A 12481-nucleotide genomic window follows, 5' to 3' on the forward strand; every position below is an offset into this window, starting at 1 on the left:
ACAACCGTGATGACAATGGATGCAATGATGATTAGTGGTGTGTTGTACGCCCTGCTGGCGGGGCTGATGTGGGGATTAATCTTTGTCGGGCCTTTGCTGGTGCCCGAGTATCCGGCGATGCTCCAGTCGATGGGACGCTATCTGGCGCTGGGTCTGATCGCCCTGCCACTGGCATGGCTCGGGCGCGCGCGTTTGCGCCAGCTGAGCCGGAACGACTGGTGGACCGCGCTGGGTCTGACGATGATGGGAAATCTTATCTATTACGTCTGTCTGGCCAGCGCCATTCAGCGCACCGGGGCGCCGGTCTCCACCATGATTATCGGCACGCTGCCGGTGGTATTGCCGGTCTTCGCCAATCTGCTCTACAGCCAGCGCGACGGAAAGCTGCCGTGGCGGCGCCTGTTTCCGGCGCTGGTCTGCATCGCCATCGGCCTGATCTGCGTTAACGTCGCGGAACTGCGCCAGGGGTTGCCTGATTTTAGTCCGTGGCGCTACGGCTCCGGCATTGCGCTGGCGCTGGGGTCGGTGGTCTGCTGGGCCTGGTATGCGCTGCGCAACGCCCGCTGGCTGCGGGAGAATCCGCATCAACCGCCGATGATGTGGGCTACTGCTCAGGCGCTGGTGACGCTTCCGGTTTCGCTGGCCGGTTATCTCGCCGCCTGCGCCTGGCTGCACGGTCAGCAGGCCGGGTTCCCCCTGCCCTTCGGCCCGCGCCCGGCGGTGTTCATTACGCTGATGCTGGCCATCGCGGTGCTCTGCTCATGGGTCGGCGCGCTGTGCTGGAATATTGCCAGTCAACGGCTGCCGACGGTGATCCTCGGGCCGCTTATCGTTTTCGAAACCCTGGCCGGGCTACTGTATACCTTTCTGTTGCGGCAAAGTTTACCACCGCTGCTGACCCTGAGCGGTATCCTGCTGCTGGTGCTCGGCGTGGTCTCCGCCGTACGCGCCAGGCCGGACAAACCGACGTTGCAACCGCTGACGCACGAAAAAAAGTAGCCGGGCCCTCTTAAGGGGTATTCCCTCGCCATAAAGATGCATTTAAAATGCACCTTATATTCCTGATGACGAGGTAACTGCTATGGCTTTCCGTGACCAACCTTTAGGCGAGCTGGCGCTCACCATCCCCCGCGCCTCCGCCCTGTTCCGTCAATACGATATGGACTACTGCTGCGGCGGCAAACAGACGCTGGCGCGCGCCGCATCGCGTAAAGCGCTGGATGTCGCGGTGATCGAAGCCGAGCTGGCGAAACTGGCCGAGCAGCCCGTCACCCACGACTGGCGCGCGGCGCCTCTCGCGGAGATTATCGACCATATCATCGTTCGCTATCATGATCGGCACCGCGAACAGCTGCCGGAGCTGATCCTGCAGGCCACCAAGGTGGAACGGGTCCATGCCGATAAACCGAACGTGCCGAAAGGGCTGACGAAGTACCTGACCATGCTGCAGCAGGAGCTCTCCAGCCACATGATGAAAGAGGAGCAGATCCTGTTCCCGATGATCAAACAGGGGATGGGCGCCCAGGCCGGGGGCCCCATCAGCGTGATGGAAAGCGAGCATGACGAAGCGGGTGAACTGCTGGAGGTGATCAAACATATCACCCATAACGTGACGCCGCCGCCGGAAGCGTGCACCACCTGGAAAGCGATGTATAACGGTATCAACGAGATGATTGACGATCTGATGGAGCACATCAGCCTGGAAAATAACGTGCTGTTCCCGCGTGCCCTCGCAGGAGAATAACGAAAAAGGCGCCCGCAGGCGCCCTCGACATTGTCCGTCTTATTTGGCCACTCCGGGTGGCCTTTTTTATGACGGTCCGTTGCAAGCAACGTTAAAATGTTCTTTTATTTCGCCAGACGTTTTTTGCCGGCAAACAGCCAGCCCGCACCCAGCAGAACGAACCACAGCGGGGTGACCATCAGCGCTTCACGGGTGTCATCTTCGAGGGTCAACAGCACCAGTACGAAGACGAAGAAGGCCATGCACACCCAGCACATTAATTTGCCCAGCGGCATCTTATATTTGGACTTCTCGTGCAGCTGCGGACGCTGTTTACGGTAGACCAGATAAGAGCAAAGGATAATGGTCCAGACGAACATGAACAGGATCGCCGACACCGTGGTGATCATGGTGAACGCGGCGATCACGCTCGGGTTGACCATCAGCATCACCACACCGCCCAGCAGGCACATGCAGGAGAAGGTTAAGCCCTTCGCCGGCACCGCACGCTTCGACAGCTTGGCGAACATCTTCGGCGCCTGACCATCCTGCGCCAGACCGAACAGCATACGGCTGGTGGAGAAGACGCCGCTGTTGGCCGATGAGGCTGCGGAAGTCAGCACCACGAAGTTAATCAGGCTCGCCGCCGCCGGCAGACCAACCAGCACGAACAGCTCAACGAACGGGCTCTTGCTCGGCACCACGGAGCTCCACGGCGTCACCGACATAATCACAATCAGCGCGAAGACGTAGAACATAATGATACGCAGCGGGATGGAGTTAATCGCTCGCGGCAGGGATTTTTCCGGGTCTTTGGTTTCAGCCGCGGTGGTACCGACCAGCTCAATCCCCACGAAGGCGAATACCGCAATCTGGAAGCCGGCGAAGAAGCCGCTCAGCCCTTTCGGGAACCAGCCGCCGTCATTCCACAGATGGGCGAAAGAGGCTTCGACGCCGGTCGGCGATTTGAAATGCATCATGACCATCACCAGGCCGACCACGATCAGTGCCACGATGGCGACGATTTTGATCATCGCGAACCAGAACTCCATTTCGCCAAACATTTTAACGGTGGCGAGGTTCAGGCCCAGCAGCAGCAGGATCACCGCCAGCGACGCGACCCAGTCGGAGAGTCCGGGAAACCAGAACTGCGCGTAGGCGGTGATCGCCACTACGTCCGCCATTCCGGTGACGACCCAACAGAACCAATAGGTCCAGCCGGTAAAGTAGCCCGCCCACGGCCCCAGCAGATCGGCCGCAAAATCGCTGAAGGATTTATATTCGAGGTTCGACAGCAGTAATTCGCCCATGGCTCGCATAACGAAAAACAGCATAAAACCGATAATCATATAAACAAAAATAATGGATGGCCCGGCAAGGCTGATGGTTTTGCCAGAACCCATAAATAATCCAGTGCCGATCGCCCCGCCAATTGCAATCAGCTGAATATGTCGGTTTGTGAGATTTCGCCGTAGCGATTGTTCAGTCGGCTCCTGCTCGACAGCAGCGACTTTAACCTGATCTACCATGTGATTTCTTCCTGTTGTACCTGTCTGTGTTGTTCAGGCTCTGATGGCCTGTCGTCTGTCATTAACCCCAGCAAGGGCTAGTCGATATTAGGTAAGAATCGGAGGGATGAATACTATGATTTAGATATAATGTTAATTTTATGTTTAAAGTGAGTGTTATATCACTCATCTAACGCGAAATAGCTCACAAAAATACACCCATACGCGATGAATGCAAAACATAATTCCAATTAATTTTTAACTTAAGGATTTTACGCTATTTTTGTGGCTTCCCCCGCCGCCGGGGAAGAGGAAGCCTCTGCTGTTTAGATAATATCCAGCAGTTCAACTTCGAAGATCAGAGTGCTGAACGGAGGGATCGACGCGCCAGCGCCGCGCTCGCCGTAGGCCAGGTTGTGCGGGATGGTCAGTTCCCATTTGGAACCTACCGGCATCAGGGTCAGCGCTTCAATCCAGCCGCCGATTACGCCGGTCACCGGGAACTCTGCCGGTTCGCCGCGGGCGACGGAGCTGTCGAAGACGGTGCCGTCGATCAGTTTACCGGTGTAGTGCACGCGTACGCGGTCGGTACGGGCCGGGATCGGGCCTTCGCCCTGGGTCAGCACGCGGAACTGCAGACCGGACTCGGTGCTGTTCACACCCTCTTTCTCGCGGTTTTCATCAAGGTATTTCTGGCCGTCAGCGGCCATCGCCTGGAAACGCTCGCGACGCACGGCGTCGGCGCGCTCGTGGATTTCACGCAGCGCACGGTGGACGGCTTCTACCGGCACCTGCGGCTGGTTACCTTCCAGCGCATCGGCGATACCCGCCACCAACGCTTCCGGCAGCAGCCCCTGCAGGCCGGATTCGCTCAGCTGTTGTCCAACCTGCAAGCCGATACCGTAACTTGCCTGCGCTTCGATAGTGTCAAAAGTTGGGGTTGCCATCTTTGTTCCTTTTTTGGGTGATAAACATCAAGAGAAAAGCGTCCGGAAGCATAACAGCCATAGCGAAATGGGTAAAACTTTGTCGGCGGATGATGACAAATCTCAGCGAAAAAGAAACAATAGGCGGCATCAGGTTAACTTCACTTTGTTCCGGTCATCAGGACGTTAGCCATCTATACTCATAGGCAGGATAAAAATATGCGGAGCAGGAGGAAAGCCATGCCCGGGCGCTTTGAACTGACATCTACCCTGGCGAAAATCTGGCACGCCCCGGATCATTTTCGCCTCCTGGACCCACTGCCCCCGATGCACCGCCGGGGAATTATCGCTGGCTTCCTGTTGGTGATTATCGGCATTCTGCTTCCCTCAGACGATAGCCAAAACCCGGCGTCCACCAGCCGTGAAGCAAACCTGAATCTGCAGTCGCAGTCCCAACCGCAAGCTGGCGGCAATCAGGCCGTTCCGCTGCCGCCGATCACCAATACGCCTACCGTGAGCGATGCCGACCAGATGGCGCCGGTCGCCCCGGAGCCGATTCAGGATGAGCAGCCGGATCAGGCGCAGACGCAGCAGCCCGCCGCCTCCCAGCCCTATCAATCCTCATCGCAGCAGTCCGCGCCGGGTATTGAACAGCAATGGCGGACCTATCGCATCGAGTCAGGCAAAACCCTGGCCCAGCTGTTCCGCGATCATGGGCTGCCGGCCACCGACGTTTACGCCATGGCGCAGGTTGAAGGCGCAGGTAAACCATTAAGCACGTTGCAGAGCGGACAGACGGTGCAGATTCGGCAGAACGCCAACGGCGTGGTCACCGGGCTCACTATTGATACCGGCAACGGACAGCAGGTGCTGTTTACCCGCCAGTCGAACGGCAGCTTTGTGCGTGCGCGCTAGCAGCGAAGACGACAGCGAGCGTTACGCCGCCGCAAAATGAAGGGCGCTAAAAAGCAAAACGCCGGCACAAGGCCGGCGATTTGTTGTTACCAGAACGTCAGAGGCCGATTACTCAGCAACCACGTTGATGATAACTTTAGCGAAAACTTCGCTGTGAACCTGGAAGTCCACTTCGTGCTCGCCAACGTTACGCAGAACGCCGTTCGGCAGGCGAACTTCGCTCTTAGCAACTTTAACGCCTGCTGCAGTGACAGCGTCAGCGATGTCGCGAGTACCGATGGAACCGAACAGTTTACCTTCGTCGCCAGCTTTAGACGCGATGGTTACGGATTCCAGGGCGTTGATCTGCGCAGCACGAGCTTCAGCAGCTGCCAGAACGTCAGCCAGTTTGGCTTCCAGTTCAGCGCGACGTGCTTCGAAGAATTCAACGTTTTTCTTGGTAGCAGGAACAGCTTTACCCTGCGGGACCAGGAAGTTACGAGCATAGCCCGCTTTAACGTTAACCTGATCACCCAGGCTACCCAGGTTTGCTACTTTATCAAGCAGAATAACTTGCATTACCTTATCCTCTCAAAGTCGTATTAATGGACCGTGACCGATTACTGATGACGATCAGTGTACGGCAGCAGGGACAGGTAGCGAGCGCGTTTGATAGCGCGAGCCAGCTGACGCTGGTATTTTGCACGGGTACCGGTGATACGGCTCGGGACAATCTTACCGCTTTCGGTGATGTAGTTTTTCAGCGTAGCGATATCTTTATAGTCGATCTCTTGAACGCCTTCCGCGGTGAAACGGCAGAACTTGCGACGACGGAAATAACGTGCCATATGGCTAGTCTCCAGAATCTATCAATTCAATCTGCTCGGCATGCAGAACCATTTTGCTCAAGCCGTTCTTTGCCTTATGGCAAGAGATGAACCCTCGAACGGTTACTGCGCTACCGACCGTTATACTGTGAGTAATGGCCTGGTTCTCGTGACCGCTAATAATAACGGGCATTTGACACCATGCCTGCCGGTGAAAACCGGCTTCCTCCTGCACTGAACGATGCTCAAGCACGAACTGGCAGTGAGGAATTCCTGACGGGCTGACCTTACGAAGTGGAGTCCTGCAAATAATGCCGGACAGCTCCAGACGGTTGGTCATCAGGATTACTCTTCAGAATCCCCAGCTTCAGAATCATCTGCGGTTTCGTTGGCGAAATCTTCGCGACGCTCACGGCGCTCGTCTTTCGCTTTAACCATCGGAGATGCTTCGGTAACAGCGTGCTTAGTACGCATTACCATGCTGCGGATAACGGCGTCGTTGAAGCGGAAGTTAGTTTCCAGCTCATCGATCGCTTCCTGCGGCGCTTCAACGTTCAGCAGAACGTAGTGAGCTTTGTGCAGTTTGTTGATCGGATAAGCCAGCTGACGGCGGCCCCAGTCTTCCAGACGGTGGATCGTACCTGCTGCTGCAGTGATTGCACCAGTGTAACGTTCGATCATGCCCGGAACCTGTTCGCTCTGGTCAGGATGGACCATAAAAACGATTTCGTAATGACGCATCGAATTGCTCCTTACGGATTATTCAGCCTCCTGTCTGGGTCAGCCGCGGCCCATGGAGGCAAGGAACGTGTTAAAGGGCGGCTGAAAAATTGACGCGTCATTCTAATGGCGGCCCCCCAGGAACACAAGCGCATTTGCACAAATAATTCGCACTAAGCGCCAAGTGGCGCTAAGTGGGTGATTTAAAATTAACCAGCAAAGGAAGCGGCATTTTTTTGAACAACTGCATCAGAAAAGGTCGCGATACGCCGTTCAATCAGCGATTACACTTAAATCAGAAACCCAATGACCACAGGAGAGCCCCGAGTCAGCGTCAGGACTGTCAGTCAGGAGCGTAGTATATGAAACTGAAAATCATCGCCATGATGGCTGCGCTTTTCTTCAGCGCCAACGCGTTGGCAGCTATCCAAATCACCGAACGACAGGCCCGCAACATGGACGATGTGCAGAGCCTCGGCGTTATCTATATCAATCACAATATGGCCACTGAGCACGAGGCCGAACAGGCCCTTAGCCAGTTGAGCGATGCGCAGGGGGCGAAATATTTTCAGCCCATCCTGATGCACGAACCAGAAACCAACGGCCCGCTTCGCGCCAGCGCGGTGATTTACCGCTAATGTCGGGCCCATTCTTCGCCTCTCCTCGCGAGGGCCCATTCTTCGCCTCTCCTCGCGAGGGGCGAAGCAAGGCCAGCGGCTAAACGCAATTGAGAATAATTTTATAAATCAACTTATCAGCGTCATCGCAACCTGATTTAATCAGCCACTCGCCATTTGATATTCAGGAGTGATTGATGGTTCCGCGTTTCGCCACCTTAGGCCGCATCCCCAAAGGCGTTTGGGTGCTCGGCGGCGTCAGCCTGCTGATGGATGTGTCGTCCGAGATGATCCACAGTCTCTTACCGCTGTTTATGGCCACCACCCTCGGCGCCAGCGTGATTATCATCGGTCTTATCGAGGGGCTGGCGGAAGCCACCGCCCTGATCCTGAAAATCTTCTCCGGCGCGATCAGCGACTACGTCGGTAAGCGCAAAGGGCTGGCGCTGCTGGGCTACGGCCTGGGCGCGCTCAGCAAGCCGCTGTTTGCCATCGCCCCGACCGCCGGCGTGGTGTTTAGCGCCCGCATGATCGACCGCGTAGGCAAAGGCATTCGCGGCGCGCCGCGCGACGCGCTGGTCGCCGACGTCACCCCACCGGAGATCCGCGGCGCCGCCTACGGGCTACGTCAGGCGCTGGATACCGTTGGCGCCTTTCTCGGCCCGCTGCTGGCGGTGCTGCTGATGTTTATCTGGGCCAACGATTTTCACGCTATATTCTGGGTGGCGGTTATTCCCGCCGTGCTCTCTATTCTCCTGCTGGGTTTTGGCCTGCAGGAGCCAAAATCCGCCATCGACCATCAACGCAGTAATCCGCTGAAGCGCGAAAATCTGCAAAAGCTCTCCGCCGCCTACTGGTGGGTGGTCGCCATCGGCAGCATCTTCACCCTCGCCCGCTTCAGCGAAGCCTTTCTGGTGCTGCGCGCCCAGCAGATGGAGATCCCGCTGTTTACCATTCCGCTGGTAATGGTGGCGATGAACCTGGTCTACAGCGTTACGGCCTACCCGTTCGGCAAGCTCTCTGACAGCATGAGCCACAGCAAACTGCTGCAGTGGGGACTGCTGGTGCTGATCCTCGCCGATATCGTGCTGGCCCTCAGCGCCCACTGGAGCACGCTGCTGGTCGGGGTCGCGCTGTGGGGAATTCATATGGGGATGACCCAGGGGCTGCTGGCGGCGATGGTCGCCCATACGGCGCCGCCGGCGCTACGCGGCACGGCGTTCGGTATGTTCAACCTGATGAGCGGCCTGGCGCTGTTGCTGGCCAGTACCGGCGCAGGCGTGCTGTGGGAAACCTTCGGCGCCGCTTCGACGTTTTACGCTGGCGCGATAATTTGCGTGGTCACGCTCATCGGCATGCGCGCTATGCCGTCGGCTTATCGTCAGGGCTAAAAACGGCTCCGGGGCCAGACCAGTTGCTTTACCGTGACGGTGAAAGCCCCGGAGCGCGTCGTTTACTTCTGCCCGTAGTAGGCGTTCGGCCCGTGTTTACGCAGAAAATGTTTTTCCATCAGCCAGCTGTCAATCGGCTGCAGCCGCGGATTAATGCCGCGGGCAATCCACGCCATGCGCGCCACCTCTTCCATCACCACCGCATTGTGCACCGCCTCGTGGGCGTCTTTCCCCCAGGAGAACGGCCCGTGCTGATAGACGACGATCCCCGGCGTATGCAACGGGTTTGCCTCGCCCAGCGTTTCGATAATCACCTTCCCGGTGTTCAGCTCGTAGCCCTCATCCACCTCCTGCGCGCTAAGCGCCCGGGTGCAAGGGATATCGCCGAAAAAGTAGTCCGCATGGGTGGTGCCGAGCGCCGGGATCGCCAGCCCCGCCTGCGCCCAGGCGGTAGCGTGCGTCGAATGGGTATGCACCACCCCGCCAAGGCCGGGATAACGGCGATAGAGCGCCAGATGGGTAGCGGTATCAGAGGAGGGACGTCAGCGTGATCCGCGTTTAAAGATGCTGCTGGAAAAAGGCGACCGTCGTGGCCAGCGCCTCCGGGGTGATGCGATGGCGGACGCCTTTCTGCCAGACGCAGGTCAGCCTGGCGGCAAGATCGCTCTGCCTGAGCGCCTGCTCAAGCCGGAAGGTCTCTGCCGGCGGCACCACATCGTCGGCATCGCCATGCCAGAGCAGCAGCGGCCGCCGGGCGAGCGACGCCAGCTGATGACTGACATCCCACTCGCTGAGGCTGTCGCCATCAAAGCCAGGCGAGGGAAACAGGGTTTGCGACAGCGAACGAAAATAGCCCGACCCCATCAGGCAGGCGACGCTGTTCAGCTCGGGATGATGCGTCATGATACCCAGGGCCGTCATTCCCCCCATCGACGCCCCCGCCACCGCCAGTCGCTCTCCTTCCAGCCAGCCTTCGGCGATAATCGCCTCGCGCAGCGCGGGAAACTCTCTGAAATTCTGCTGCAGGATCGGCCAGAAGCGCTGCATCCGCCCGGTCTCATCACCGTGATAGCGCGCGCCATGCTCCGGCGCGTCCGGCATAATCACCCGGAAACCCGCCTGGGCCAGCGCCACCGCAAAGTAGCTGTAAACCAGTTTTGACGAAGTAAAGCCATGATAAAAGACGATACAGGGCAGTGGCTTATCCAGACTCTCCTGCGGGCAGGCATGCAAAATTTCGCCACCGCCGAGGTTGCGCATTTCTAGTGCAATCATTTATCGTCTCCCTTCTCTATGGTGGTTAGGCGGCATGGGAAAATGCATTCACCAGGCAACCCCGTTTGCTACGATTCATAATGTTGAGAACCCGGTTACGCTTTCACAACATTTTCATTCGAAAATCGCGTCAGAGATAACAGTTCGGGAACATTCCCCGGAAATCCTGTTAAGGCTACCACTACACTATCACTATCAGGAAACGAGATATGGTTATGCGCAGGTTTTGTCCGTGGTTACTGGCTATCGTCCTCAGCGGGTGTAGCGCTCTGCAGGGAACGCCGGAAGCCCCGCCGCCCGCCACCGACCATCCGCAGGAGATCCAGCGCAACCAGACGGCTGGCCTGCAGAAAATGGCCACGGTGAGCGTACTGATGTACGGTTCGCCGATGGATGTCGAAGCGGCGCTGAAGGCCAAAGCAGAAGCGGCCAAAGCCGATTACTACGTCATCATCATGATCGATGACACCATGGTACCCGGCCAGTGGTATTCGCAGGCGATCCTCTATCGTCGATGACGAGGCGGCGTCTTTAAATCTGCTTTACACAGCTTTGCGTCCATTCACGTTCTCCTGTGCATAATAACGTTCGGCCAGCCACCTGGCAGGACGTTAGCAACGGACTGCCCTTGGGACTACGTGAAATGGAGCTGACGATGAAACGATCTTTTACCCTATCCAGCCTGCTGTTAACCACTGCGACGGCCAACACCTCCGCGCAGTCAGCCGAATTCGCCAGCGCGGATTGCGTCACCGGCCTGAATGAAATCGGTCTGATCTCCGTCGCTAATCTTTCCGGCAGTCAACAGGATGTGGAGCACGCCATTGCCCGCAAAGCGGACGAGCAAGGCGCCTCCTGGTATCGCATTATTCAGATGTACGAGGAACAACAGCCGGACAGCTGGCGCGTGCAGGCCATTCTCTACGCCTGAGGCGCCTGGCGCCCGCGCCCCATGGCCCGCAGCAGCAGGTCGTCGAGGGTCGGCGCGTCAAGACGTATGCCGCCGCGCGTGTCGAGCATCATCCGGCACCAGGCTTCGGCCAGCGGCGGCGAAGCGAAACGCAGCATCTGCGCCCCCGCCCCCAGACGATAGACCAGCCGGGCAATCTCTCTGCCCTGCTCTTCGGCGGGTCGTTTCAGCAATTGCTGCAGCTGACGCCATGCGCGGTCGAGATGGCGGTTCTGTCCTTTCACCTCCGCACACTCCGCGGCCAGCAGCTCCATCGCCGCCGGCTGCTTGCTCAGCACCCGCATCACATCGAGGCACATAATATTGCCGGAGCCTTCCCAGATGCTGTTGACCGGCATCTCGCGATACAACCGCGGCAGCTCACTCTCCTCGCAATAGCCGATCCCTCCCAGGACTTCCATCGCCTCAGCGACGAACGGGATGCCGGCCTTGCAGATGGCAAACTTGGCCGCAGGCGTAAACAGACGCGCCCAGGCGCTTTCCCGGGCATCATCCCGACGGTCCCAGGCCCGCGCCAGACGAAACAGGAACGCGATTTGTCCTTCAAGACGGAGCGCCATTTGCCCCAGCAGCTGGCGCATCATCGGTTGATCGACCAGATTTTTACCGAACGCCTGGCGCTGTAACGCATGATACAGCGCCACCGAGAAGGCCCGGCGCATCAGGGCATGGCTACCCAGCGCGCAGTCAAAGCGGGTCAGGCCGCCCATCCTGAGGATCTGCCGCACGCCGTCGCCCTCTTCGCCCACCAGCCAGCCGCAGGCGTCATAAAACTCCACTTCGCTACTGGCATTGGAGCGGTTACCGAGCTTCTCTTTTAAGCGCTCCAGCCGCACGCCGTTGCGCTGTCCGTCGGGCAGCAGGCGCGGCACAAAGAAGCACGACAGGCCCGCAGGCGCCTGGGCCAGCACCAGGTGGGCATCGCTCTGCGGCACCGAGAAGAACCATTTGTGTCCCACCAGCCGGTAAAACCCTTCCGCCGTTTTCTCCGCGCGGGTGGTATTGCTCAGCACATCGGAGCCCCCTTGCTTCTCGGTCATCCCCATGCCAATCAGCAGGCCGCGCTTCTGGCCGCCCGGCGCGAGGTGGGGATCGTAACGGTCGCTCAGCAGCGGCGACAGCCAGTCGCCAAAAGGCGCAGGCAGGGCGTGCTGCAGCAGAGGCGTCGCGGCGAAGGTCATGGTAATCGGGCACAGCGTTCCGGCCTCTACCTGGGCGTGGAGCAGAAAGCGAGCGGCGCGCGCGACAAACGCGCCTTCACGGGCCTCCTCCTGCCAGGCGAGATTATGCACCCGGTTCGCGCACAGCCCCTGCATCAGCAGGTGCCAGGCGGGGTGGAAGCGAACGTCGTCCAGTCGGGCGCCGGTGGCGTCATAGCGCAGCAGCTCCGGCGGGTTGCTGTTGGCCAGGCGTCCCAGCTCCAGCGATTCTGCGGTCCCCAGCTGCTGGCCAATGCTGGCGAGCAGATCGCCATCCCAGCCGGCGCCTTCACGGACCACCGCTTCACGCAGGGCGGTATCGGACAGGAACAGATTGCTGTTATTCAGCGGGGTCGGTTGATTAAAAACGGTGTGCGTTTGCCAGTGCATCGTGTCTCCCTCCATCAATGGCGATAACCATAAGTATGGTT

15 protein-coding genes and 1 pseudogene are annotated in these 12481 nt (G+C 58.5%); 7 read left to right on the top strand and 9 right to left on the bottom strand.

Annotation, left to right across the window (positions count from 1 at the left end):
• The first annotated feature begins 27 nt into the window (after positions 1–27).
• Entirely contained in the window at positions 28–999 is a 972-nt protein-coding gene (locus tag ABLX76_RS17600) for a DMT family transporter (RefSeq protein ID WP_348874990.1), read from the top strand.
• A gap of 82 nt (positions 1000–1081) precedes the next feature.
• Positions 1082–1744 carry an iron-sulfur cluster repair protein YtfE gene (gene ytfE / locus ABLX76_RS17605; protein ID WP_032454637.1) on the top strand — a complete coding sequence of 221 codons (663 nt, stop codon included), beginning with the start codon at positions 1082–1084 and terminating at the stop codon, positions 1742–1744.
• Between the two features lie 104 nt (positions 1745–1848).
• Here the strand turns inward: ytfE and cycA are convergent, their stop codons facing one another.
• Together cycA and fklB are read right to left on the bottom strand one after the other, a co-directional pair.
• Entirely contained in the window at positions 1849–3252 is a 1404-nt protein-coding gene (cycA, locus tag ABLX76_RS17610) for a D-serine/D-alanine/glycine transporter (RefSeq protein ID WP_080901605.1), read from the bottom strand.
• Positions 3253–3557: 305 nt separating this feature from the next.
• The gene (gene fklB / locus ABLX76_RS17615; RefSeq protein ID WP_002886687.1) at positions 3558–4178 is read right to left on the bottom strand and encodes an FKBP-type peptidyl-prolyl cis-trans isomerase; all 621 of its coding nucleotides are present in this window, start codon (positions 4176–4178) and stop codon (positions 3558–3560) included.
• 219 nt (positions 4179–4397) lie between these two features.
• On the opposite strand from fklB, the gene ABLX76_RS17620 reads away from it, so the two are divergent.
• The gene (locus ABLX76_RS17620; RefSeq protein ID WP_023291729.1) at positions 4398–5072 is read left to right on the top strand and encodes a LysM-like peptidoglycan-binding domain-containing protein; all 675 of its coding nucleotides are present in this window, start codon (positions 4398–4400) and stop codon (positions 5070–5072) included.
• A 108-nt stretch (positions 5073–5180) separates the two neighbouring features.
• Here the strand turns inward: ABLX76_RS17620 and rplI are convergent, their stop codons facing one another.
• The 4 genes from rplI to rpsF are packed head-to-tail and all read right to left on the bottom strand — an operon-like array spanning position 5181 to position 6619.
• On the bottom strand, positions 5181–5630 hold the full coding sequence (rplI, locus tag ABLX76_RS17625) for a 50S ribosomal protein L9 (RefSeq protein ID WP_004206464.1): 450 nt from the start codon (positions 5628–5630) through the stop codon (positions 5181–5183).
• Positions 5631–5671: 41 nt separating this feature from the next.
• Positions 5672–5899 carry a 30S ribosomal protein S18 gene (gene rpsR, locus ABLX76_RS17630; RefSeq protein ID WP_000135199.1) on the bottom strand — a complete coding sequence of 76 codons (228 nt, stop codon included), beginning with the start codon at positions 5897–5899 and terminating at the stop codon, positions 5672–5674.
• A gap of 4 nt (positions 5900–5903) precedes the next feature.
• The gene (gene priB, locus ABLX76_RS17635; protein WP_002885722.1) at positions 5904–6218 is read right to left on the bottom strand and encodes a primosomal replication protein N; all 315 of its coding nucleotides are present in this window, start codon (positions 6216–6218) and stop codon (positions 5904–5906) included.
• A gap of 5 nt (positions 6219–6223) precedes the next feature.
• The gene (rpsF, locus tag ABLX76_RS17640) at positions 6224–6619 is read right to left on the bottom strand and encodes a 30S ribosomal protein S6 (RefSeq protein WP_008807174.1); all 396 of its coding nucleotides are present in this window, start codon (positions 6617–6619) and stop codon (positions 6224–6226) included.
• Between the two features lie 341 nt (positions 6620–6960).
• Here rpsF and ABLX76_RS17645 point away from each other — a divergent pair, with 341 nt between their 5' ends.
• Together ABLX76_RS17645 and ABLX76_RS17650 are read left to right on the top strand one after the other, a co-directional pair.
• Positions 6961–7236, top strand: a complete 276-nt coding sequence (locus tag ABLX76_RS17645) for a DUF1471 domain-containing protein (protein ID WP_004206463.1) — start codon at positions 6961–6963, stop codon at positions 7234–7236.
• A gap of 176 nt (positions 7237–7412) precedes the next feature.
• Entirely contained in the window at positions 7413–8606 is a 1194-nt protein-coding gene (locus ABLX76_RS17650) for an MFS transporter (protein WP_023291728.1), read from the top strand.
• A 62-nt stretch (positions 8607–8668) separates the two neighbouring features.
• On the opposite strand, the pseudogene ABLX76_RS17655 reads toward ABLX76_RS17650, so the two are convergent.
• A pseudogene (locus tag ABLX76_RS17655) lies at positions 8669–9148 on the bottom strand (L-ribulose-5-phosphate 4-epimerase); the annotation flags it as partial.
• Between the two features lie 16 nt (positions 9149–9164).
• Positions 9165–9881 (bottom strand): esterase, encoded by a 717-nt coding sequence (gene yjfP / locus ABLX76_RS17660; protein WP_023291719.1) that lies wholly within the window; start codon positions 9879–9881, stop codon positions 9165–9167.
• A gap of 209 nt (positions 9882–10090) precedes the next feature.
• Here yjfP and bsmA point away from each other — a divergent pair, with 209 nt between their 5' ends.
• Together bsmA and yjfN are read left to right on the top strand one after the other, a co-directional pair.
• Positions 10091–10399, top strand: a complete 309-nt coding sequence (bsmA, locus tag ABLX76_RS17665) for a biofilm peroxide resistance protein BsmA (RefSeq protein WP_023291718.1) — start codon at positions 10091–10093, stop codon at positions 10397–10399.
• A 137-nt stretch (positions 10400–10536) separates the two neighbouring features.
• Complete coding sequence (yjfN, locus tag ABLX76_RS17670; RefSeq protein ID WP_004206450.1) at positions 10537–10812, top strand: DUF1471 family protease activator YjfN; 276 nt, start codon at positions 10537–10539, stop codon at positions 10810–10812.
• Here yjfN and ABLX76_RS17675 read toward each other — a convergent pair.
• Positions 10803–12440, bottom strand: coding sequence for an isovaleryl-CoA dehydrogenase (locus ABLX76_RS17675; protein ID WP_238874939.1), 1638 nt, complete (start codon positions 12438–12440; stop codon positions 10803–10805). The two genes, yjfN and ABLX76_RS17675, sit on opposite strands and share 10 nt — an antisense overlap.
• Between the last annotated feature and the right edge of the window lie 41 nt (positions 12441–12481).

The organism is Klebsiella sp. JB_Kp004 (genome assembly GCF_040065795.1).
Taxonomy (GTDB): domain Bacteria; phylum Pseudomonadota; class Gammaproteobacteria; order Enterobacterales; family Enterobacteriaceae; genus Klebsiella; species Klebsiella quasipneumoniae.